The sequence below is a fragment of the Mesorhizobium sp. M1D.F.Ca.ET.231.01.1.1 genome, from assembly GCF_003999155.2.
Classification (GTDB): Bacteria; Pseudomonadota; Alphaproteobacteria; order Rhizobiales; family Rhizobiaceae; genus Mesorhizobium.
In genome coordinates this window covers 179,586-202,331 of sequence record NZ_RZOZ02000001.1, presented here as the reverse complement: position 1 = coordinate 202,331, position 22,746 = coordinate 179,586, and the positions used below count along the sequence as shown (strand labels likewise).

At 63.2% G+C, this 22,746-nt stretch carries 23 protein-coding genes and 1 tRNA gene; 5 read left to right on the top strand and 19 right to left on the bottom strand.

Annotated features, from left to right (window positions below; all coding sequences use genetic code 11):
- Positions 1 to 152 precede the first annotated feature (152 nt).
- Entirely contained in the window at positions 153 to 1,652 is a 1,500-nt protein-coding gene (tig, locus tag EN874_RS00970; protein ID WP_127428122.1) for a trigger factor, read from the bottom strand.
- Positions 1,653 to 2,004: 352 nt separating this feature from the next.
- Here tig and EN874_RS00965 point away from each other — a divergent pair.
- Positions 2,005 to 2,089: transfer RNA gene (locus EN874_RS00965), tRNA-Leu, on the top strand.
- A 95-nt stretch (positions 2,090 to 2,184) separates the two neighbouring features.
- Here EN874_RS00965 and EN874_RS00960 read toward each other — a convergent pair.
- Positions 2,185 to 2,766, bottom strand: a complete 582-nt coding sequence (locus EN874_RS00960) for a GDYXXLXY domain-containing protein (RefSeq protein WP_127428121.1) — start codon at positions 2,764 to 2,766, stop codon at positions 2,185 to 2,187.
- A complete protein-coding gene (locus EN874_RS00955) occupies positions 2,763 to 3,881 on the bottom strand; it encodes a DUF2157 domain-containing protein (protein WP_127428120.1) in 1,119 nt (372 codons plus the stop codon). Before EN874_RS00955 ends, EN874_RS00960 begins: the two co-directional genes overlap by 4 nt.
- Positions 3,882 to 4,115: 234 nt before the next feature.
- Between EN874_RS00955 and EN874_RS00950 the strand changes: the two genes are divergently transcribed.
- The 3 genes from EN874_RS00950 (at position 4,116) to trmFO (ending at position 6,214) form a co-directional block, all read left to right on the top strand.
- The gene (locus EN874_RS00950) at positions 4,116 to 4,256 is read left to right on the top strand and encodes a DUF1127 domain-containing protein (RefSeq protein ID WP_071031999.1); all 141 of its coding nucleotides are present in this window, start codon (positions 4,116 to 4,118) and stop codon (positions 4,254 to 4,256) included.
- A 50-nt stretch (positions 4,257 to 4,306) separates the two neighbouring features.
- Positions 4,307 to 4,447 carry a DUF1127 domain-containing protein gene (locus tag EN874_RS00945; RefSeq protein ID WP_071096637.1) on the top strand — a complete coding sequence of 47 codons (141 nt, stop codon included), beginning with the start codon at positions 4,307 to 4,309 and terminating at the stop codon, positions 4,445 to 4,447.
- A gap of 357 nt (positions 4,448 to 4,804) precedes the next feature.
- Positions 4,805 to 6,214, top strand: a complete 1,410-nt coding sequence (gene trmFO / locus EN874_RS00940) for a methylenetetrahydrofolate--tRNA-(uracil(54)-C(5))-methyltransferase (FADH(2)-oxidizing) TrmFO (protein ID WP_127428119.1) — start codon at positions 4,805 to 4,807, stop codon at positions 6,212 to 6,214.
- Here the strand turns inward: trmFO and EN874_RS00935 are convergent, their stop codons facing one another.
- From EN874_RS00935 to yajC, 7 genes are all read right to left on the bottom strand, one after another.
- Positions 6,215 to 7,165, bottom strand: coding sequence for a sterol desaturase family protein (locus EN874_RS00935; protein ID WP_127428118.1), 951 nt, complete (start codon positions 7,163 to 7,165; stop codon positions 6,215 to 6,217).
- Positions 7,165 to 7,590 (bottom strand): hypothetical protein, encoded by a 426-nt coding sequence (locus EN874_RS00930; protein ID WP_127428117.1) that lies wholly within the window; start codon positions 7,588 to 7,590, stop codon positions 7,165 to 7,167. The genes EN874_RS00935 and EN874_RS00930 overlap by 1 nt, the downstream gene beginning before the upstream one ends.
- A gap of 80 nt (positions 7,591 to 7,670) precedes the next feature.
- Positions 7,671 to 8,495, bottom strand: coding sequence for a phytoene/squalene synthase family protein (locus EN874_RS00925; protein WP_127428228.1), 825 nt, complete (start codon positions 8,493 to 8,495; stop codon positions 7,671 to 7,673).
- Between the two features lie 24 nt (positions 8,496 to 8,519).
- Entirely contained in the window at positions 8,520 to 8,909 is a 390-nt protein-coding gene (locus EN874_RS00920) for an Mth938-like domain-containing protein (RefSeq protein WP_127428116.1), read from the bottom strand.
- Between the two features lie 228 nt (positions 8,910 to 9,137).
- Positions 9,138 to 11,690, bottom strand: a complete 2,553-nt coding sequence (secDF, locus tag EN874_RS00915) for a protein translocase subunit SecDF (protein ID WP_127428115.1) — start codon at positions 11,688 to 11,690, stop codon at positions 9,138 to 9,140.
- Between the two features lie 89 nt (positions 11,691 to 11,779).
- Positions 11,780 to 12,775, bottom strand: a complete 996-nt coding sequence (locus tag EN874_RS00910) for a hypothetical protein (RefSeq protein ID WP_127428114.1) — start codon at positions 12,773 to 12,775, stop codon at positions 11,780 to 11,782.
- A 52-nt stretch (positions 12,776 to 12,827) separates the two neighbouring features.
- Positions 12,828 to 13,166, bottom strand: coding sequence for a preprotein translocase subunit YajC (gene yajC / locus EN874_RS00905; protein WP_067000009.1), 339 nt, complete (start codon positions 13,164 to 13,166; stop codon positions 12,828 to 12,830).
- Positions 13,167 to 13,434: 268 nt separating this feature from the next.
- Here yajC and EN874_RS00900 point away from each other — a divergent pair, with 268 nt between their 5' ends.
- The gene (locus EN874_RS00900; protein WP_127428113.1) at positions 13,435 to 14,307 is read left to right on the top strand and encodes an ATP-binding protein; all 873 of its coding nucleotides are present in this window, start codon (positions 13,435 to 13,437) and stop codon (positions 14,305 to 14,307) included.
- A gap of 102 nt (positions 14,308 to 14,409) precedes the next feature.
- On the opposite strand, the gene EN874_RS00895 is transcribed toward EN874_RS00900, so the two are convergent.
- The 9 genes from EN874_RS00895 to EN874_RS00855 form a co-directional block, all read right to left on the bottom strand.
- Entirely contained in the window at positions 14,410 to 15,939 is a 1,530-nt protein-coding gene (locus EN874_RS00895; protein WP_127428112.1) for a LysM peptidoglycan-binding domain-containing M23 family metallopeptidase, read from the bottom strand.
- Positions 15,940 to 16,264: 325 nt separating this feature from the next.
- Positions 16,265 to 16,918: a protein-L-isoaspartate(D-aspartate) O-methyltransferase gene (locus EN874_RS00890; protein WP_127428111.1), complete on the bottom strand. Its 654-nt coding sequence runs from the start codon at positions 16,916 to 16,918 to the stop codon at positions 16,265 to 16,267.
- Between the two features lie 13 nt (positions 16,919 to 16,931).
- A complete protein-coding gene (gene surE, locus EN874_RS00885; RefSeq protein WP_127428110.1) occupies positions 16,932 to 17,690 on the bottom strand; it encodes a 5'/3'-nucleotidase SurE in 759 nt (252 codons plus the stop codon).
- Between the two features lie 4 nt (positions 17,691 to 17,694).
- Positions 17,695 to 18,999, bottom strand: coding sequence for a serine--tRNA ligase (serS, locus tag EN874_RS00880; protein WP_127428109.1), 1,305 nt, complete (start codon positions 18,997 to 18,999; stop codon positions 17,695 to 17,697).
- A gap of 109 nt (positions 19,000 to 19,108) precedes the next feature.
- Complete coding sequence (gene tatC / locus EN874_RS00875) at positions 19,109 to 19,972, bottom strand: twin-arginine translocase subunit TatC (protein ID WP_127428108.1); 864 nt, start codon at positions 19,970 to 19,972, stop codon at positions 19,109 to 19,111.
- Complete coding sequence (tatB, locus tag EN874_RS00870) at positions 19,969 to 20,709, bottom strand: Sec-independent protein translocase protein TatB (protein ID WP_127428107.1); 741 nt, start codon at positions 20,707 to 20,709, stop codon at positions 19,969 to 19,971. The genes tatC and tatB overlap by 4 nt, the downstream gene beginning before the upstream one ends.
- Before the next feature lie 44 nt (positions 20,710 to 20,753).
- The gene (locus EN874_RS00865) at positions 20,754 to 20,972 is read right to left on the bottom strand and encodes a twin-arginine translocase TatA/TatE family subunit (RefSeq protein WP_127428106.1); all 219 of its coding nucleotides are present in this window, start codon (positions 20,970 to 20,972) and stop codon (positions 20,754 to 20,756) included.
- A 180-nt stretch (positions 20,973 to 21,152) separates the two neighbouring features.
- Complete coding sequence (scpB, locus tag EN874_RS00860) at positions 21,153 to 21,908, bottom strand: SMC-Scp complex subunit ScpB (protein ID WP_126088775.1); 756 nt, start codon at positions 21,906 to 21,908, stop codon at positions 21,153 to 21,155.
- A complete protein-coding gene (locus EN874_RS00855; RefSeq protein ID WP_126089797.1) occupies positions 21,905 to 22,705 on the bottom strand; it encodes a ScpA family protein in 801 nt (266 codons plus the stop codon). Before EN874_RS00855 ends, scpB begins: the two co-directional genes overlap by 4 nt.
- Positions 22,706 to 22,746 lie beyond the last annotated feature (41 nt).

The following is a 22,746-nucleotide window of genomic DNA, read 5'->3' as shown; positions in this document are numbered from 1 at the left end:
CGATATCGCGCAGATAATCATCAACGTTCGGTATCGCCAGCAGCGGACATCCATCCGAAGCCGGTTGTGTTGCCGCGCGGCAACAAACGAATACGGCAACGAAAAAGGCCGCCCTCGAGGGCGGCCTTTCGAAATCGCGTTGATGAGCCGTATTACTCGGCGTCCTTGGCTGCCTTCTTCTTCGGCGCGGCCTTCTTCTTGGGCTCTTCGGCCTCGCCGGCGGCTTCGCCCGCCTTTGCTTCGCTTGCCTTGGCCTCGGCCTTCTTCGAGGATGCCTTCTTCGCCGGCTTCGCCTTGGTTGCGGTTTCCGCCTCCTCGTCGTCGGCCATCAGCTCTTCCTTGCTGACCTTGACGTCATCGACCGAGATCTGACCGAGCAGGTAGTCGACGACCTTCTCCTCGAACATCGGCGCGCGCAACGAATTGATCGCTTCCGGGTTGCTGCGATAGAACTCGAAGGCTTCCTGCTGCTGGTTGGCCGGGAAGCGGCGGACCTGCTCGAACAGGCCGCGCTGCAGCTCTTCGTCCGACACGCTGACGCCGGCTTTCTCCCCGATCTCGGCGAGAACCAGGCCGAGACGCACCCGGCGTTCGGCCAGACGCATATATTCGGCGCGCGCCTCTTCTTCCGTCGTCTCCTCGTCGGCGAAGGTGCGGCCGGCAGCCTCGAGGTCGCGGTTGACCTGCGCCCAAATGTTGTTGAACTCGGCCTCGACGAGCTTCGACGGCGCCTCGAAGGAGTAGGCGGCATCGAGCTGGTCGAGCAGCTGGCGCTTCACCTTCTGGCGGGTCATCGAACCGAATTGGTTCTCGATCTGGCCGCGCACGATCTCGCGCAGGCGTTCCAGCGATTCCAGGCCGAGGTTCTTGGCCGTCTCGTCATTGATTTCCAGCGCGCCGGGCGCCGAAACTTCCTTGACTGTCACGTCGAAGATGGCTTCCTTGCCGGCCAGATGCGCCGCCTGGTAGTTCTCCGGGAAGGTGACGGTGACCTGCTTCTCGTCTCCCGCCTTGGTGCCGATCAACTGGTCCTCGAAGCCCGGGATGAATTCCTTGGAGCCAAGCACCAGCGGCTGGTCGGTGCCGGCGCCGCCGGCGAAGGCCTCGCCGCCGATCTTGCCGACATAGTCGATGCTCACGCGGTCGCCTTCGGCGGCCTTGCCGTCCTTCGGCTCGTAGCTGCGAGCCGACTCGGCGACCCGCTTCACCTGGTCTTCGACTTCCTGTTCAGGCACGTCGTAGACCTGACGCGTCACCTTGATGTCGGAGAAATCCTTGACCTCTATGGCCGGGATGACCTCGTAATTCAGGCGGAACTCGAAATCGGCGCCGCCGGCCAGGATCTTTTCGGCTTCCTTCTCGTCTTCGGTCATAATGACTTCGGGCTGCATGGCGGCCTTTTCGCCGCGGCCCGAGATGATCGAACGGGTCGAGTCGTTCAGGATCTCGTTGACGACCTCGGCCATGAACGACTTGCCGTACATCTTGCGCAGGTGCTGCACCGGCACCTTGCCGGGGCGGAAGCCGTTGATCCGCACCTTGTCGCGGGCGTCGTTCAGCCGCGCCATCAGCTTGGCTTCCATGTCACCGGCCGGCACGGTGATCTTGATCTCGCGCTTGAGACCGGAGTTGAGCGTTTCGGTGACCTGCATCCTAAAACCTTTGTTTTCACCAATGAGGCTGCCAAACGGTTCTTAGCCGTTCACAGCCTGCCGGTATAATCTTGCCGGAAATGGCTTTTGGTACGGAACCCAGTGATTTGACCGCTAACGCGGCTCAAACTCTCCTGAACTGCGCTTCCAAAATGTGAAGAAGTCTTTGTTTTTCCTACTTCTTTTTACATTCTGCAGAAGCGGATAGTCGCGTCCCGTCACATTCGACACGCCTTTTGTCACAGGCTAGGCTAATTTTCAACCATCTTCGCGATTGGGCGAATGAGGGTGCCCCCGACCCATTGGACCCCGACATTGACAGAATGATGGCTACATGGGATTGCCGGGGAACGCGGATGTGGCGGAATTGGTAGACGCCCTGGATTTAGGTTCCAGTGCCGAAAGGCGTGGGGGTTCGAGTCCCTTCATCCGCACCATCCTTCGCTCTTCGAGCTTCGGGTGGCAGGCCACCCCAGTTCGTTAGGCCTAGTCGTTAGACGAAGGCGTAGCCTCCGAAGCCTTCGAAGGGGGATTAATAAAGCGGCTCCTCGAACAGCGTTTTGTCGCCGTCCATCAGCGCCTTGATCTGCGCCGTGCCGTCGGCCGCGAGCGCCAGCTTGATGCCGAACGGCCGCACGCGGATGTCGTCCTGGATCAACGTCCCTTCGCCTTCCGGCACATAGAAGCGATCGATTCCGTATTCCGGCGCGATCGTCATGTCGGGTGAGCGTAGATCCCAGCCATCCGCCACATGCCCTACGATGTCGGCCTCATCGGAAACGGCAGGCGCCGGCGCTTGGTTGAACCATGCCGCGGTCGGCTGCCAATAGCCGTCGGCACCCTTCTTCAACCTGACGACGAGCTCGGAGTCGTTGCTCGTGACCCTGCCTGGCGGAATGTTGGCGATGAGCTTCACCGGGATCCGCGAGATGTTGTTGTTGACCGAAATATAGTCGCCGCGCAGGAGATCGCGCGGATCGACGGGCTCGACCTTGAGCAGGACTTCCTTGCCGTTGCGCAGGATCGCCGCGCGTCCGGCAATGATCCAGCTGAGGAAGCCTATCTGGACGAGCGCCAGCGCCAGCGCCGCGATGATCAGTCTTTTGCCGCTCATGCCGCTGCTCCTCCACCGGCGGGCGTTTTCATGCGTTTTTCGACGCGGATGATGACCAGAGCCAGTATCCCCAGCAGCACGCCCGCGGACAGGAAGAAGCCCGCCGTGTCGAGCATCGACTGCAACATCACCACATAGATGATGGCGAGTTCGAAGGCGAAGCCGGCATAGGCCACCCAGCGCAAGCCCCTGCTCTCACGGCCGCCGAGCATGATCGCCGCGACGATGCCGGCAAGCGCGACCGCCGAGGCAACGGCAAAGCCGCTATTGTAGCTCGCCTCGTCGGCCAGTTCGAACTGGACCATTGCCAGGCCGGCAAGAAAGCCGATCAGCGCGTGCAAGGGCAGCCGGCCGCCGAGTTGCGCGATCCTGTCGACGGGCTCGGCGGCGAAGACCGCCGCTGCAAACAGCAGCGCCGAGACGAGCACGAGGGGAATCGCGACCTGGAGCGTGTTGTGGTCTATGGCCAGCAGCGCCAGATAGAACAGGATCGACAGGATGATCAGGTGTCGCGCCGCCTGGCTGCGTGTCCAGAATGAAATGGCGAACAGCACCAGCGCCACGGCGGCGAAGAGATAAGGAAACTCGGCCCGGCGGAAAAATCCGCCCCATTTGAGGAACAACCAGGCGTCGGCGATGCCGACCGACGCGACGGTGAGCGGGTTCGAGCGCAATGCGACCGCCGCCAGCGCCGTGCCGGCGCACCAGGTCAGCAGCGCCGAGGTCTCGTCGCCCGACAGGTGGTACATCTGGCCGATCAAGGCGATCGATCCGCCGAAGGCCGCGGCGGCGACGACCCACAGCGCCTCGCCGATCGCCGCGTGGTCGCGTGTCTTCAAGACGGCGCCGCCGACATAGCCGCCGAGGATGACGGCAAACAACGCCGCCACCCGCGCCAGCCGCGGAATGGCTTCCCAATTGGCCGCGACGAAGATCAGGATCGCTGCGCCGAACAGCAACGCCGCCATCATCGCCAGGATCGAGCCGAAGCTCAGCGAAGTGCGCTCGTTGGCGGCCACGTCGCGCGCCAAGGCGTCCGCGGTTGGCGCGTCGATCAGGCCCGCCTCCCGCCAGCGGGCGATATCCGCCCCCACCCGTGTCACATAGCCCGCCATGCGTTTCCCCCGAGCTTGGCCCTTTTTCTAGCCGCGCGGCCCAAACCGTTGACGCAGCGGCATTTTCCGATTCGGTCTTCTTTGCGTCTGAAGCGTGAATGGCCGTTAATGTTGCATTGCACAATTTGCATTGCTGCCATGCGCCAATGGCACTTTTAAACCGATATAACCCCACCTATTTTCTGTTCGTACACAAACGGAATGATCCGAACCAAAGACGAAACGAGCACTACCATGAACTTGATCCGCAACTACCGCAACTGGCGCCGCTACCGGGAAACCGTTTCCGAGCTGAGCCGCCTGTCGAACCGTGAACTGACCGACCTCGGCATCAGCCGCAGCGACATCCACTACGTCGCCCGCAAGGCGGTCTAATCCGCTTCGGACCGCGAATGGTCCGAACCAGTTTTGAGAAGAGTAAGACAATGAACCTGATCCGCAGCTATCGTAACTGGCGCGTTTATCGCGAGACGGTTTCCGAGCTGGGTCGGCTTTCAAACCGCCAGCTCCATGATCTCGGCATCGTTCGCGACGAGATCAAGATGATCGCCCGCAAGGCGGTCTAAGCAAGGCATTTCGCCAGGGTCGACCTCCTCCCCGACCCTGACGGATACGGTCAGCCTTTACCTCCTCCCAAAGGTTGACCATCGAAACGGCGCCCGCCGGACCTCCTCCCCCGGCGGGCGTTGTTCTCCAGAAAGGATCCGCCCCTTTTCAATTGGCGGAAGGAATTTCGTCAAAGCCGACCTCCTCCCCGGCGATGGCGAATACGGTCGATCTTCACCTCCTCCCGAGGATCGACCCCCAAAACGACACCCGCCGGACCTCCTCCCCCGGCGGGTGTTGTTGTTTTGGCGGCAGCTTCCGCAGTGCCCATTGCCCGGCAATTGCAATCAGGCCGCCAACCGACTATTCCGGCGCTCATGAGCAAAAATCCCGTACATGTCGTCGGCGGCGGCCTCGCCGGCTCCGAAGCCGCATGGCAGATCGCCGAGGCCGGCGTCTCGGTCGTGCTGCATGAAATGCGCCCCGTGCGCGGCACCGACGCGCACAAGACCGAGGGGCTTGCCGAGCTCGTCTGCTCCAACTCCTTCCGCTCCGACGATGCCGAAACCAATGCCGTCGGCCTGCTGCATGCCGAAATGCGGCTTGCCGGCTCGCTGATCATGAGCGCCGGCGACGCGCACCAAGTGCCGGCCGGCGGCGCGCTTGCCGTCGACCGCGACGGCTTTTCCGACGCGGTGACGAAGAAGATCGAGGCGCATCCGCTGATCACGATTGAGCGCGAGGAAGTGTCCGGACTGCCGCCGGCGGAGTGGGACCAGGCGATCATCGCCACCGGTCCGCTGACGGCGCCCTCGCTCGCGCAGTCGATCTCCGAGGCGACCGGCGCCGATGCGCTCGCCTTCTTCGACGCCATCGCGCCGATCGTCCATTTCGACACGATCGACATGAACACGGCCTGGTTTCAATCGCGCTACGACAAGGTCGGCCCCGGCGGCACCGGCAAGGACTACATCAACTGCCCGATGGACAAGGAGCAGTATCTCGCCTTCGTGGCGGCGCTGCTGGAAGGCCAAAAAACCGAATTCAAGCAGTGGGAAGGCACGCCCTATTTCGACGGCTGCCTGCCGATCGAAGTGATGGCCGAGCGCGGCGTCGAGACGCTGCGCTACGGGCCGATGAAGCCGATGGGCCTGACCAACGTCCACAATCCGTCGGTCAAGGCCTATGCGGTGGTGCAGCTTCGCCAGGACAATGCGCTGGGCACGCTCTACAACATCGTCGGCTTTCAGACCAAGCTGAAGCATGCCGAGCAGGTGCGCATCTTCCGCACCATCCCGGGGCTCGAAAACGCCGAGTTCGCGCGTCTCGGCGGCCTGCACCGCAACACCTACATCAACTCGCCGACGCTGCTCGACCGCTCGCTGCAACTCAGATCGCGGCCGGGCCTGCGTTTCGCAGGCCAGATCACCGGCTGCGAAGGCTATGTCGAAAGCGCCGCCATCGGCCTGCTTGCCGGCCGCTTCGCCGCCGCCGAGCGCCTCGGCCAGACGCCCTCGCTGCCGCCTATCACCACGGCCTTTGGCGCGCTGCTCAACCACATCACCGGCGGCCACATCGTCTCTGACGACGAGCCCGGCAAACGCTCCTTCCAGCCGATGAACGTCAATTTCGGCCTGTTTCCGCCAGTCGAGGCGCCAAAGTCCGAGGGCAAGCGCCTGCGCGGCAAGGACAAGACCGTCGCCAAGCGCCGCGCGATCACGGCGCGCGCATTGGCCGACTGTCGCGAGTGGTTGGGTCTGCCTTCGGAGGCGCAGGCGGCGGAATAGCTACTCCGCCGGCTCGGCAGCCGCATCCGGCAACCCCGGCTTGCCGGCCTCTCCCGGATTTCTCCGCACATAAGCCGCCTTCAGCGTCTCGGAGGTGTCGCGCGAACCGTCATGGCTCCAGCCCGGCGGCCGGATGAGGTAGTTGAGGCGCTGACCGAGCGCCAGCCCTGGCGCAAAAGCATCCTTGAACATGCCAATCCATTCGTGGAAGGCGACCTTCAGCGGATTGAAGGTGCCGATGTTCTTGACGATGCCGTAGCGCGGCCGGTCTTCCTCAAGTTCCTCGACGAAGGTGCCGAACATGCGGTCCCAGATGATGAGCGTGCCGGCGAAATTGGCGTCGAGATAGCGCGGATTGGTGGCGTGGTGGACGCGGTGGTGCGAGGGCGTGTTGAAGATGAACTCGAACCAGCCCCACATCTTGCCGATTGTCTCTGTGTGGATCCAGAACTGCCAGACGAGGTTGAAGCCGAAAACGAAGGCGATCACCGCCGGATGGAAGCCGAGCAGCACCAGCGGCGCCTGCAGGATGAAGGTAAACGTAAAGAGGCCGGTCCAGCTCTGCCTCAGCGCCGTCGAGAGATTGTAGTGCTGGCTGGAATGATGGTTGACGTGCTCGGCCCACACCCAGCGCACCCGGTGCGCGATGCGGTGATAGACATAGTAGCGCAGATCATCGAGCAGGAAGGCGGCGACAAACACCCAGACCGACAGGCCAAGATTGAAGAACCGGAACTGCCAAAGCCACAGCAGCGCCCAGTAGGACACGACGCCGAGCAAGAGGCCGGCAACGACATTGCCGGTTCCCATCATCAGGCTGGCAAGTGTGTCGCGTGTCTCGAAAGATCCCTTGGCGCGGCCCGTGCGCACCAGCCAGAGCTCGATCAGGATCGCGGTGACGAAGAACGGGATGGCAAGCTGGGTGACCTGCGGGAAATTGTAGTCGTCCATTACGCTGCCTTTCGAATCCGATCGTGGCCCTGCAGCGCCGCCGCCACGGCCAGCGCGTCGGCTTCGTTGGCAAAGGCAAACCGCCCGCCTTTCCAGGTGAAATCGTCCATTCGCAGCGCCACGGCGTTCCCTTCCCGCGCCAGGGCGAGAACATCCCGCGGCGTGACGATGCGCGTCAGGAAGCAGTCGCCGATGCTCTGGACGATGCCGCAGCGCTGCAGGCCAAGTTCAAGAAACGCGGCATGCCTGTCCGATGTCAGCCGCGCGGCACCCGGCTTTTCATCGGGAAAATCTTCGGCGAAGCGCGCGAGCGCCTGATCGGCAGTGGCAAGCGCCGCGGTCGTCGTGCCGCCGGTGAAATGCACGGCCGCGACCGACAGCGCGATGCCGAAAACGACAAGGACGACCAAGACTGGCAGGCTCATGGAAAGGCGCTCCTCCGGCGGCTCGCATTTCTTTGACGCGAGTCCGCGCGACGGAATCCCTAGCATGATTGACGTTTACGTCAAATGGGTGTCCAGCCTCGCATGGCATGGCGCAAGAGCAGCCAATGCCGGCGCAAGGTTGAAAGCGTCCCGGTGTCTGGGAGTGGAGACGGTCCCGCTTTGTCCATCTTGTCGAGATAGGCGCGCGTCAGCGCCAGCGGCAGAAAAGCCGGGCGCAACGACGCGGGAAGCGCCGGCACGCCCTTCTCGAAGGCATTGAGATGCTCCCGCGCCAGGGCGATCATCGCCGCCACCGCCCGCTCCGCGCCGGCGCCGCCGTCGCCTTTGACGAACTCTTCCGGTGTCGTACCCGCGGCCGCCAGGATATCGGCGGGCACGTAGCATTGGCCTCGCCTGCGGTGCAGCGGCAACAAAAGCAGCAGGCCCGTAATCGCCTGCGCGCAGCCCGCCCTGCCTGCCAATTCGGCAAAGTGCGGCGCGGCAGCAGCATCGAGCACCATCGCCGCAAGCTGGATCAGCGCCGCGGCCGTCTCGCCGCAATAGCCCTCGAGATCGGTTCGCGACGGCATCGGGTCGTCATAGAGGTCGAAGATGCGCGCTTCGAGCATGTTGTCGAAAGCAGCCTTCGGCAGATGACTGGCGGTCATCGTAGCCCTCAGCGCATCGGCGGTCGGATGACCGGTCTCAGCCCCGCCCTCGGCCATGATGACATCGCGCCACCATTGCAGCCTCACCTCACCCGGCAGCGGCTCATGGATGCGGTCGCGAACGCTGGCGATCTCCGCATTGAAGGCATAGAGCGCAAGCAACGCGTCGCGCTTGTCAGCCGGCGCGTAGAGCGCGCAGAGATAGCGGTCAGGATCGGCGGCGCGCACCGCGTCCATGACAATGGTCGAGCCGCCGCCCATTCAATCGACGGCAATGAGCGCTGCAGCCACGGCGCGGTCCTCGGCCAGAAGCACGTTGTAGGTGCGCACCGCCGCGCCCGTCGACATCGGGTCGGCCGAGATGCCGGCCTCTTTCATCGCGGCGCGCAACGCCGCCGGCAGCGGCCGCAGATCCTTGCCGGTGCCGACCAGCAGGATTTCGACCTTGTCGGCCTGGGCGAACAGCTTGTCGAAGTCCGAAGCTTTCAGTGCCAGCGGATCGGCTGGCTCCCAGCCATGGATGCCCGACGGCAGGCAGAGCAGCGAGCCGCGATGCGACATGTCAGCAAAGCGGAACCCGCCATTGCCATAGGCTTCAATCGGCGCCCTGCCGGGAAAATGCGCCTCGCGGATGACTATGCCTTTGGCCATGGGTCTAGAGCGCGATGCCGAAAAGTGTGGAGCGGTTTTCGGACGACATCATGCTCTGTCTCTTTGATTTAGAGCCGGATTCAGGTTTCAGGTCGACTCGATCTGAAATCATCCGGCATCAGAGCATGATCCCGAAAAGTGAGAACCGGTTTTCGGAAAAGATCATGCTCCAACAAAAGATTAGATCAGGATGACGGTTCAATGAAACGCCATCCTGATCTAACGGCGTCAGGTCGTCACGGCCTTGCCGTTCACCGGCTTCTTCTCCTCGTCGGCGGTCGCGGCCTGCGGCCGTAACTTGAACAGGATCAGCAGCGGCGCGGCGATGAAGATCGACGAATAGGTGCCGAACACCACGCCGAACAGCATTGCCAGCGTGAAGGAGCGGATCACCTCGCCGCCGAACAGCACCAGCGCCAAAAGCGCCAGGGATGTCGTGACCGAGGTCAGCGTGGTTCGCGACAGCGTCTCGTTGATGGCATTGTTCAGAAGCTGCGGCAGCGGCATCTTCTTGTATTTGCGTAAATCCTCGCGGACGCGGTCGTAGACGACGATGGTATCGTTCAGTGAATAGCCGATGATGGTGAGGATCGCCGCCAGCGACGACTGGTTGAATTCCAGCCCCGATATGACGAAGAAGCCAATCGTCATCACCACATCGTGCACGGTGGCGACGATGGCGCCGACCGCGAACTGCCATTCGAAGCGGAACCAGACGTAGAGCAGGATGCCGACCAGCGCGATCAGCATGGCGATCGTGCCTTGCTTGGCAAGCTCCCCGGAAACCGTCGGTCCCACCACCTCAACGCGGCGGAAGTCATACTGGTCCTGCAGCTCGCCCCTCACCTTGTCGATGACGGTCTGCTCGGCATTCTCGCCGGCGTCCTGGGTGCCGACGCGGATCAGCACGTCATTCGGCTGGCCGAATTGCTGCACCTGGATCTCGCCAATGTTGAGCTCGGACAGCCGGCCACGGATGTCGGCGAGATCGGCGTTGCCCTGCTTCGCCTGCACCTCGATCATCGAGCCGCCCTTGAAATCGATGCCGTAGTTGATGTCGATGGTCAGGAACCCGACCACCGACAGGATCGACAGCAGGCTGGACAAAGCGAAGGTCCAGCGGCGGATGCCCATGAACGGGATCTTGGTGCCCGGCGGGATGAAGGTGACCGGCGCTCGCGGCAATTCCTTAGGGCGGGCGCGGCGCAGCCAGATCGCCACCAGCATGCGGGTGAAGGTGAAGGCGGTGAAGACCGTCGTCAGGATGCCGATCGCATAGGTGATGGCGAAGCCCTTCACCGGGCCGGTGCCCAGCCAGAACAGCACCACGGTCGCGATCAGCGAGGTGACGTTGGAGTCGACGATGGTGGCCAGCGCCTTGGTGAAGCCGGTATCGATCGCCTGGATGACCGAACGGCCGTTTCGTCGCTCCTCGCGGATACGCTCGTAGATCAGAACGTTCGAGTCCACCGCCATGCCGATGGTGAGCACGATACCGGCGATACCCGGCAAGGTCAGCGTGGCGCCAAGCAGCGAAAGCGCACCCACGATCATCGCCACGTGCACGGCAAGCGCGACGTTGGCGAGGAAACCGAGAAAGCCGTAGGCGACGAACATGAAGGCGACGACCAGAATCGAGCCAATCACGCCCGCGACCTTGCCGGCATGAATTGAATCCTGACCGAGGCCAGGACCAACCGTGCGCTCTTCGATGATGGTCAATTTGGCCGGCAACGCGCCGGCGCGCAGCAGCACGGCAAGATCGTTAGCGCTCTCGGCGGTGAAATTGCCGGAGATTTGCCCGCTCCCGCCAAGGATCGGCTCGCGGATCACCGGCGCCGAGATCACCTGATTGTCGAGCACGATGGCGAACGGCTTGCCGACATTCTGCTGGGTCGCCTGACCGAACCGGGTCGCCCCGCGAGAATTGAACGTGAACGAAACCACCGGCTCGTTGGTCTGCGAGTTATAAGTCGGCGTCGCGTTCGACAGGTCTTCGCCCGACACGATCACGCGGTTCTCGATCAGATAGGGAACCGGAGGATCGTCCTGGGAATACAGGACCGAATCGCCTGGCGGCGGGCGGTTCTTCATCGCGTCCTGGACCGGCACCGACGTATCGACCATTTGGAACGTCAGCTTGGCGGTCTGACCGATAATGTCCTTGAGCCTTTGCGGATTCTGAAGCCCAGGCACCTGGACCAGAATGCGATCATCGCCCTGCCGCTGCACGATCGGCTCGGTCGTGCCGAGCGCGTTGACACGCCGCTCCACGACTTCGATCGCCTGCGACAGGGCCGTCGACGTACGGTACTTGATACCGCCATCCGTGACGGTGAACTTCAGCAAGCCGGACCCGGAATCGTCCAGCGTCATCGATTGCACGGAACCGCCGGTGAAGAGGCCGGCCGCGATCGGATTGGTTATCGGCTTCAGCGCTGTCTTGGCGGCTTCGAGCTGGCTCGGATCACTGATGCGCACCTGCACGGTCCGGCCCGTTCCACCAAGGCCGGTGTATTGGATCTTGGCTTCCCGCAACAGCGTCCTGATCTCGTCGCGCGTCGTCTCCAGTTGATCCTTGATCAGGTCGTTCTGATCCATCTGGAGCAGGATGTGCGAGCCGCCCTGGAGGTCGAGGCCAAGCGTCATCTGCCGCTTCGGCACCCAGCTCGGCAGTTGCGCCAGCATGCTTGCCGGGAACAGGTTGGGCGCGGCGAGGATCACTGTGACGGCCACTGCCAGCCAGATCAGGATCATCTTCAGGCGCGAGAAATACAGCATTCGTTCTTATCCGTTCAGGCGTACAAGCGGCAGCGTTCCGCCATCGGCTCGGTTGTCGTCTAATGTCGTCATTTCAACCACGGCCGGCCCTATCTCGCTTCCTCGACGATTGTCAATCGCGCCGGCAGCGCACCAGTGCGCATCAGCAGCGCAATGGTCTTGGCGTCGTGGTCCGTGAAATTTCCTGAAATCTGACCGGTGTTGCCCTTGATCGGCTCGCGAATGATCGGTGCCGAAATCACCTTGTCGTCCAAAATCACCGCAAATGGCTTGCCGATGTTGCGCTCAGTTGCCCATTTGAAGCGTTCCGTACCCCTGGAATCGAGCAGGAATACGACAACGGGCTCGCCGATCTCAGGGCTATTTATCGCCTTCGCATCCACCACGCTTTTGCCTGCCACGATCACCCTGTCCTCGACCAGATAAGGGACGGGCGGATCGTCTGAAGTATAAACCACTTTCGTTCCGGGAGGCGGGCCGCTCTTAATCGCGTCCTCCACCGGCATCGAGGTGTTCACCAATTGCAAGCTCAGCCGGCCCGGCCGGACGAGAATTTCCCCCAGCCCCTGCAAATCCCCGGCGCTCGGCGCCCGAACCAGTATCTCGTTGTCGTCCGCTTGCTGGACAGCCGCGTCAGCCATGCCAAGATCGTGCAGGCGATTTTTGATGACCTCGATCGATTGCTTGAGAGCGCCGGACGTTCGGGATTTCACGCCAGCGTCCGTCATCGTGAACTTCAACAGGCCGGACTCGCTCCCGTCCAGGGCCATTTGCTGCATGCCCGCGACAGGATCGGTCAACACCTTGAGTACCGCCTTGGCGGCCTCGACCTGATTGACGTCGTCGATATGGACTTGAACGGCGCGGTCCGACGCGGCAAGGCCGCTGTAGCCGATCCTCGGTTGGGCATCGCGCAGCAGCGTCCTGATCTCGTCGCGCGCCGCCGCCATGCGACTGCTGACTAGATCGGTCACATCGACGCGAAGCAGCATATGGGGATCGGCGAAGGCATTCGACGCGCCGAAGACCATCGAGACCAGGGCAAGACCGATCAGAATGACCTTCAGGCGCGAAAGATAAATCATGTGCCGCCGCTCGTCAGAGCCTTGCCCGCGGCTAATGCCGCCGGGATTTCGCCTACTTCTTGGCGTTCTGGTTCGCCACCGGCTCGCCCTTGACGCGAACGTCAGAGATCGTCGAGCGCAGCGCCGTCACCTTGGTTCCGCCGCCAAGGTCGATCTCCAGTTCGTTGTCGTCGATCACCTTGGTCACCTTGCCGACGAAGCCGCCGCCGGTCACCACCGTATCGCCGCGGCGCACCGCGGCCAGCATTTCCTGGCGCTTCTTCAACTGCGTGCGCTGCGGCCGGATGATCAGAAAATACATGATCACGAAAATCAGGACAAACGGCAAAATGCTGATGAACATGTCTGGCGAGGTACCGACGCCTTGGGCGTATGCCGGTGTGACGAACATCAAGAAACTCCTGGATGATTGAAAACCGCCGGGGCGGCCTCGCGAAAATTTGGCCGGAATATAGTCGGTAAAGTTGCCAATGCAACTCTGCGACCAGCTGAATCCGTTGCTTTTCCAGCCGTTTGGCGCGTGCTAGAGGGTCGCAGCCGGAAGCCGCTTGGAGCTGGCCGAAAAGATCGTGCTCCAACAAAAGCTTGCAGTTGGTTCTTGGTGTGCGGTCCCGGACCCGTTTCACGTTCCGAGATTGCCAAAGCGAAGAAGACCGCAAATGACCGATAGCCTGGATGACCTGAACAAGAAGCTCGACCGCCTGATCGAGGCCGTCTCCCGCCTCGCCCCGCCGCCGGTTCCTGAGACCGACCTCGGCGTGGCCGACTGCTTCGTATGGCAGGCCGATCCCGGCTACCTTGAGCCGGTGCGCAAGGTCAACCGCGTCGACATCGGCCTGATCCGCGGCGTCGACCGGGTCCGCGACATCCTGCTCGACAACACCGAGCGCTTCGCGTCCGGCTTCGCCGCCAACAACGTGCTGCTCTGGGGCGCGCGCGGCATGGGCAAATCATCGCTGGTCAAGGCCGTACATGACAGGGTCAACGCTTCGGACAAGCTCGACCGGCCGCTGAAGCTGATCGAGATCCACCGCGAGGACATCGACACGCTGCCCAAGCTGATGGGACTGCTGAAGGTGGCGCCTTACCGCTTCATCCTGTTTTGCGACGACCTCTCCTTCGACCATGACGACACCTCCTACAAGTCGCTTAAAGCGGCGCTCGAAGGCGGCGTCGAAGGCAGGCCGGCCAATGTCGTCTTCTACGCCACGTCGAACCGGCGGCATCTGTTGCCGCGCGACATGATCGACAATGAACGTTCGACCGCCATCAACCCTTCCGAAGCGGTGGAGGAAAAGGTCTCGCTCTCGGACCGCTTCGGCCTGTGGCTCGGCTTCCACAAATGCTCGCAGGACGAATATCTCGACATGATCGACGGCTATGTCCGCTATCACGGCCTCGCCATCGATCCCGACACGCTGCGCGCGGAAGCGCTGGAATGGGCAACGACGCGCGGCAGCCGCTCCGGCCGCGTCGCCTGGCAGTTCACCCAGGACCTCGCAGGCCGTCTCGGCAAGCCGCTCAAGGATTGATCGAACTCGATTGACCGCAACTGAAAAAGCCCGCTCCTGGTGGAGCGGGCTGAAGCCGGCGGTCCGAACTGGAGGTCAGGCGGCCCGCAATTTGTTCTTGTTCTATTCGAGATAGCCGCTCGGGTCGACCGGGGCGGAGTTCTTGCGCACCTCGAAGTGCAGCTTCGGCGAGTCCGTGGTGCCGCTCATGCCCGAAAGCGCGATCTCCTGGCCGCGCTTGACCTTCTGGCCGCGCTGCACCTCGATCGAGCTGGCATGGCCATAGACGGTGACCAGCCCGTTCTCGTGGCGCACCAGCACGGTGTTGCCGAACTCCTTGAGACCGTCGCCCGCGTAGATGACGACGCCGTTCTCGGCCGCCTTGATCGGCGTTCCTTCCGGCACCGCGATGTCGACGCCGTCCTTGCCGGAGCCGAAGCCGGAGATGACGCGGCCGCGCACCGGCCAGCGCATCTTGCCGATGCCGGTCGCATCCGGCGCAACCGCATCGTCGTCCTCGGCCTGCTGGATGACCTTGGCGTCCTTCTTCGGCGGCGTGTAGGAGGCGAGCGTCTCCGACGGCGTGGTCTTTGCCGGCGGCTGGGTGGTCGCCGTCGTCACCGGGTCGACGGCCGACTTGGTCGCGGCAGGTTTGGCGGCGGCAGCAACGGTGCCGCCGGCCGGAACCTTGAGCGTCTGGCCGATCTTCAGCAGCCCGTCCTTCATGCCGTTGGCCTGCTTGAGCGCCGTGACGCCGACGCCGGTCTTCCGGGCGATCGAGGACAGGGAATCGCCCTGCTGGACGGTGTAGGTTCCGCCGGCGCCGGCCGGCTTTGCATCGGCCATCTGCGCCGGCTTGGCGTTCTTCGAACCGCTGGCCGCCGCCGATGCATCGACCTGCGCGGCCGACTTGCCGTCCTTGAGCTTCGGCTGCTGCGGCAGCACGGCAACCTTCTCCGGCGCGCCCGCGGGCTGCTTCGGCGTGTTGGCGGGCTTACCGGCGTCGGCAGCCTTCGGCTCGCCCTTGCTCGAATAGGCATAAGCCGGGATGACGATCTTCTGGCCGGTCCTGACACCCTTGCTGGCATCGAGCCCGTTGACCTTGATGATCGCGTCAGCCGGCACATGATATTGCCGCGCGAGGCCCGAAATCGTCTCGCCTTCCCTCACCACGATCTCGGTCGCGTGCGGCGCAGCGCTTGCGTTGCGCACGGCATCGGGCTCGGCGGTCTTGAAGGGCTTCGCCGCCGGCTCGACCGTGCCGGTGGCCGTCTTGTCGAGATGCGGCGCGGCGGGAGCCGGCGCCAAAGCCGGGGCCGACGCGGTGCGCATCGGCTTGGCGGGCGCGGCAGCCGGCGCCGAGGGCGGCGGCAGTTGCTGGGACGTCACCGGCTCGAGGCTTGATCGGCTCACCGACTGGGTGTGGGTGCCGTCGACGGGTGCCGGCGCCACCGTATCGCCCGGATAGGGCTGGTCGGCGCCCTGCTTGTTGATGATGGCGCGCTGGTTGTTGGTCGACGAGGTGAAGACGTCGTCGACACCGTTGAAACGCATCGCCTGCGAGCTGCATCCTGCCGCGGCGCCGGCGATCATGAGGACGGCGCAGCCACGCGCCAGATTGCGTCCGTTTGCCTTCAAACCATTGAATTGCATCGCACTAACCCGCACAGACCCGGTACAAACTGGTCATGATTAAAGCGCGTTAATGTTACTGGCCGGTTAACCCATTAGAATCCGTCGAAAATTTTCTTAAAACTTTTTGGGCGCCTTGGGACGGGCTGAGATTCAGGTCAGGCCGAGTCGAGAATGGTGGTCTTTGAGAACCGGAGCGGAGCGTACTTAAAGCACGTGAGCACCGGCCTACGCCAGCCGTAGCCTTAGAGCAATTCCAAGAAAAGTGTGAGCGGTTTTCCGTCCGGAATTGCGTAAAAACAAATACTTAGAGCGGTTCGGCGATTCTATAAATCGCTGAAACGCTCTAGATCACTGCGGCGACGCTGCGCAGGATCGGTTGCAGCCTGACCATGCCGATATCCTCGCGCTCGAAACGGCTGCCGACTTTGGTGAGCTTGGCCAACACCTGCTCGCCTTCCTCCGGGCCGATCGGCGCGATGACGACGCCACCGCTCGACAATTGATCGAGCAGGAAGCGCGGCAGGCTGTCGAAAGCCGCCCAGGCGAGGATGCGGTCGAACGGCCCTTCGTTGGGCAGGCCGTTAGAGCCGTCGGCCTGGCGCACGATGACATTGCTGATGCCGAGCGCCTCGAAACGCTGTTTTGCCTGCTCGGTCAAGGTCTTGTAGCGGTCGACGGTGACGACGCGCGCGGCAAGCCTGGACATCACGGCGGCCGTATAGCCCGACCCGGTGCCGATCTCGAGCACGCGGTTGCCCGGCTCGATGGCCAAAGCCGCGATCACGGCCGCCTGCAGGTCCGCGCCTTCGATCGCTTCGCCGCATTCGATCGGCAGCATGCCTTCCGACCAGGCCATGGAATGAAATTGCGCGGAGAGGAAGCCGCGGCGCGGCGTCGCCTCGAAGGCGGCGACCAGCGCCTTCGGCGCCGTGCCCCTGCCCCGCAGGCGGAGCAGGAAAGCGGCAAAACCTTCGCGTTCGTCGATGGCCGTGCTCATGCCAAAACCTTATTCATGACAACGCCTTGGTCAGCTGGTCGCGGAGTTCATGGGCGGTGAGATCAAGCTGCAGCGGCGTCACCGACACCAGCCGGTTGCGTAGCGCGTGAAGATCGGTGCCCTTCTTGCCTTCGACGGGCTCGCGGCCGAAGCGCAGCCAGTAGTAAGGCAGGCCGCGGCCGTCACGGCGCTCGTCGACCCAGAGGCTGTGCACCAGCTTGCCCTGCGAGGTGACGACCGTGCCCTCGATCTCGTCCGGCGCGCAGTTCGGGAAATTGACGTTGAGCAGCACGCCTTCCGGCAGCGGCGTCGCGATCAGCTTCTTCAGCAGCGCCGGCGCCAGCGCCTCGGTCGTCTCGTAAGGGACGACGCGGTCTTCGCCGACATAGGAGTAGGCCTGGCTCACCGCGATCGAGCGGATGCCGAGCAGCGCGCCTTCCATGGCGCCGGCGACGGTGCCGGAATAGGTGACGTCGTCGGCGATGTTGGCGCCGGAATTGACGCCCGACAGGATCAGGTCGGGCGGTCCCGGCAGGATCTTTTTCGTGCCCATGATAACGCAATCGGTCGGCGTGCCGCGCACGGCAAAGTGCTTCTCGCCGACCGTCCTTAGCCGCAGCGGCTCCGAGATCGACAGCGAATGCGCGTAGCCGGACTGGTCCTGCTCGGGCGCCACCACCCAGACGTCATCCGACAGCGTGCGGGCGATGCGTTCGAGTGACGCCAGCCCCTCGGCATGGATGCCGTCGTCGTTGGTCAGCAGGATGCGCATGAACTCATTTCGATTCGATCTTGGCGAGACCAGCCATGTAAGGCTGCAGCACTTCAGGAATGGTTACGCTGCCATCCTCGTTCTGGTAGTTTTCGATGACGGCAATGAGCGCGCGGCCGACTGCGGTGCCCGAGCCGTTCAACGTGTGGACGAAACGGTTGCCCTTGCCGTCCTTGTCCTTGTAGCGGGCGTCCATGCGCCGCGCCTGGAAGTCGCCGCAGACCGAGCAGGACGAGATTTCGCGATAGGCGTTCTGACCCGGCAGCCAGACCTCGATGTCGTAGGTCTTGCCCGCGCCAAAACCCATGTCGCCAGTGCAAAGCGTGACGGTGCGGAACGGCAGGCCGAGCCGCTTCAGCACCTCCTCGGCGCATTGCGTCATGCGCTCATGCTCGGCGAGCGAGCTCTCCTGGTCGGTGATCGAGACCAGCTCGACTTTGTAGAACTGGTGCTGGCGCAGCATGCCACGCGTGTCGCGGCCGGCCGAGCCCGCTTCCGAGCGGAAGCATGGCGTCAGCGCCGTGTAGCGCAGCGGCAGCTTTTCATGCGCGGTGATCTCCTCGCGCACGAGGTTGGTGAGCGGCACCTCGGCCGTCGGGATCAGCCCGAGACGCCCGTCGCCATGCGGCGTGAAGAACAGGTCGAGCTCAAACTTCGGCAGCTGGCCGGTGCCGAACAGCACTTCGTCGCGCACCATCAATGGCGGCTGGACTTCCTCATAACCGTGCTCGGTCGTGTGCAGGTCGAGCATGAACTGGGCAAGCGCCCGGTCCAGGCGTGCGAGCTGGCTCTTCAGCACCGTGAAGCGCGAGCCCGATAGTTTCGCCGCGCGCTCGAAATCCATCATGCCGAGCGCTTCGCCGATCTCGAAATGCTCCTTCACCCAGTTCGGGCGCGTCGGCACCTCGCCGACGATGCGCTTGACGACATTGTCGTGCTCATCCTTGCCGACCGGCACGTCGTCGAGCGGAACGTTGGGCAGCACCGAGAGCGCGTCGTTCAGCGCCTTGTCGAGCTCGCGCTCGCGCGCCTCGCCGTTCTGGATGAACGCCTTGATGTCGCTGACCTCGCCCTTGAGCTTTTCGGCAAGCGCGGCGTCGCCCGAGCGCATGGCGTTGCCGATCTCCTTCGAGGCGGCGTTGCGGCGTTCCTGCTTGACTTGCAGTTCGCTGAGATGCGCGCGGCGCGCCTCGTCCCCGGCGATCAGATCGTCGACGGTGGACTGCGCGTCGCCAGCCGACCACGAGCGCTTCACAAGCGCCTCGACAAGGGCCTTGGGGTTGTCGCGAATCCATTTGATGTCAAGCATGGTCTGAACGCTCCTGGCTGAGGCCAGAGGGCGTAAACCGCATCGGTCACCGATGCAAGACGGCGGGTAAACGGACTGCCTTGATTTTCCCGGGCCTTGGCGGTTCCGTCTAGGTCGACGAGGCGTCCGGCGTGTTGCCCGCGACAGAGCTGCCTGCATCCTGCTGCTCGCGTGCCAGGCGGTCACGTGCCTGGCTGCGCTCGATCATACGTGAGGACCAGATGGCGACCTCGTAGAGAATGATGGTCGGGACGGCGAGGCCGCACTGGCTCAAGGGATCTGGCGGCGTCAGCACCGCGGCAACCACGAAAGAAAGGACGATCGCCCATTTGCGCTTGTCGGCCAACGCCTGCGACGACAGCAGGCCGACGCGCGTCAAAAGGCTGGTCACCACCGGCAATTGGAACACCAGGCCGAAGGAGAAGATCAGCGTCATGATCAGGCTGAGATATTCCGACACCTTCGGCAGCAGCGAAATCTGTACCTGGTCGTTGGTGCCGACCTGCTGCATGGCGAGGAAGAACCACATCACCATCGGGGTGAAGAAGAAATAGACCAGCGAGGCGCCCATCAGAAACAGGATGGGCGACGCGACAAGGAATGGTAGGAAGGCGTTGCGCTCGTTCTTGTAAAGGCCAGGCGCGATAAACTTGTAGATCTGCGTGGCAATCAGCGGAAAGGCGATCACCATGCCGCCGAACATGGCGAGCTTCACCTGAGTGAAGAAGAACTCCTGCGGCGCGGTGTAGATCAGCTCGACTTTGTGCGGGTCGAGCCCGGCCCATTGCGTCGCCCATTTGAACGGGACGACCAACAGGTTGAACAGGCGCTTGGCGAAAAAGAAGCAGACCAGGAAGGCGACGAAGAAGCCGCCCAGCGACCAGATCAGCCGGCGGCGCAGCTCGATAAGGTGCTCGATCAGAGGCGCCGACGATTTCTCGATTTCTTCTTTGTCCTTGTCCGAAACGCTCACTTGGCGGCTCCCGCCGTCTTCTTGGTGTCGCCCGCAACCTTCTTGTTGTCGGTCACCTTCTTCGCGGCCGGCTTCTTCGCCTGGGCGGGCTTCGCCTCGGCCTTAGGCGACAGCTTCTTGGCCGACGCCGCGGCTTTTACCGTCACCGGCGCAGACTTTGCCGGGGCTTTTGCCGCCGGGCTTTTGGCCGAATTTGTTTTCGCTGCTGCACTGGCGGCCTTCGCCTTGGAGGTCGCCACCCTCTTCGCTGACTGGGCCGGTACTGCGGCCTCCACTGCAGGCGCGGTCACCGAAGCATCGGTCATGGCCGGAAAGGTCGGTGGGGTCGCCTCCGTCCCACTGACGCCGGGCATGTCCGTTGCGCCGTTCTTGAGCGGCTCGGCGGCCTGCGGCGTCGACGCTGCCGGTGTCGACGGATCGACCGCCGGCTTGGGCTTCATCATCGTGTCGACACCGGACCGCACATCGGCCGCCGCCTGCTCGAACGGATTGAGCTGCTTGCGGACTTCTGTCATCGGATTGAGGCCGCGAAGGCTATCTATCGAACTCTTGACGTCGTCGAGTTCGGCTTCCTTCAGCGCGTCGTTGAACTGCTTCTGGAAGTCAGCCGCCATGGCACGCAATTTGGCCGCGGTGCGGCCGAAGGTGCGCAACATGCTGGGCAAATCCTTCGGGCCGACGACCACGATCATGACGACCGCGATCACCAGCAGTTCGCTCCAACCGACTTCGAACATGGCAATCTATTCCAACGAGAGCTGTTCCAACGAGAGCCTGGGGCTCAGCTCTTGCTGACCTTTTCCTTGCCCGGCGAAACGGTCTCGTCGGAACGATGCTCGACGGTACGCTTGTCGTCAACGTCGTCGTCGGCCATGCCCTTCTTGAAGCTCTTGATGCCCTTGGCCATGTCGCCCATCAGTTCGGGAATCTTGCCGCGGCCAAACACCAGAAGCACGATGACCAGCACGATCATCCAGTGCCAAATCGAAAACGAACCCATAACAATCTCTCTCGAATGGTTTCCCTCGGCGATGATCTATGCGTTTTCGCTCAGGGATTCAAACACAACCGCAATGAAGTTGATAAAATGGCTGGCGGATGTCACGCACTTTCGGCGTGAGCGCCTTGCTACGAATCCGCGCAGCCCCTGCTAATAGACCAATCGCGCCGGATTCGCGGGTCACTCTTCCGTGACGCGCGGCGTGAGCAATCCGAGCTCCTCGAGGTCGATGTCGGTCAGCGCATCCTCGTCCTCGGCCAGCGCGTCCGGATCGGCCGGCGGCACCGGCATTGAGAAGTTGGACGGCATGCGCGTCGACAAGAGCCCAGCGCCCTTCAGTTCCTCCATGCCGGGCAGATCGCGGACTTCCTCCAGCGCAAAATGGTCGAGGAAGGCATCGGTCGTACCGTAGGTCACCGGCCGGCCCGGCGTGCGGCGCCGGCCGCGCATCCTCACCCACTCGGTTTCCAAGAGCGTGTCCAGCGTACCCTTGGAAGTCTCGACGCCCCTGATGTCCTCGATCTCGGCCCGCGTCACCGGCTGGTGATAGGCGATGATCGCCAGCACTTCGAGCGCCGCGCGAGAGAGCTTTCTCTGCTGCACGGAGTCCCGGCTCATCAGGAAAGCGAGATCGCCGGCGGTGCGGAACGCCCAGGCGTCGCCGACCCGCACCAGGTTGACCCCGCGCTTGGCATAGATTTCTTGCAGATCGGTCATTGCCGCCGCGATGTTGACGCCCTCTGGCAGGCGCGCCGCCAATTGCCTTTCGCTGACCGGCTCGGCACTGGCGAAGATGATCGCCTCGGCCATGCGGACGGCCTCCGACAGCTGCAGCCGCTCGGCGGGGTTCTCGATGGAACCCTGTTCGGCCATCTCGTCTTCCGGCTCGTCCTCGACCTTGAACGGAATGACCGAAGCGTTGGCGCGTTCGCTCATGATACCACCTCGACTGCCTTAACCCCTTGTGCGCGGCCGCGCAGGTAGATCGGCGCGAAAACCTGATCCTGCCGCACTTCCAGCTTGCCCTCGCGTACCATTTCGAGCGTCGCGGCGAAGGAACTGGCGACTGCCGTGCGCCTCTCTTCCGGCGTCGCCAGATATTGGATGAGGAAGCTGTCCAGCGCCGTCCAGTCGCCAATCGTTCCGACCAGCCGCGCCAGCACGTCGCGCGCGTCCTTCAGAGACCACACCGCTCGGCGGGCGATCGTCACGTTGTTGATCGCCTGCCGCTGGCGCTGCTGCGCATAGGCGGTCAAAAGATCGTAGAGCGAGGCCGAATAGGCGTTGCGCTTCTCGACGATCACCATTTCCGGCATGCCGCGCGCAAAGACGTCGCGGCCGAGCCGGTTGCGGTTGACCAGCCGAGCTGCAGCGTCTCGCATCGCTTCCAGCCGCTTCAGCCGGAATTGCAGCACCGCCGCCAGTTCCTCGCCGCTCTCGCCCTCTTCGCCCGGCTGCTTCGGGATCAGGAGCTTCGACTTGAGGAAGGCGAGCCACGCCGCCATTACCAGGTAGTCGGCGGCGAGCTCGAGCCTGAGCGCCCTCACCTTCTCGATGAAGGCCAGATACTGCTCGGCGAGCGCCAGGATCGAGATGCGCGCCAGGTCGACCTTCTGATTGCGCGCCAGATGCAGGAGAAGGTCGAGCGGTCCCTCGAAGCCGGCGACATCGACCACCAGCGACGGGTCGCCGGTCAGACGTGAATCGTCGTTCTCGGCCCACAGACGGTCCATCGGTGCGGCCTTCGCGGCCTTGCTGTCCAATGTTTCCGCCA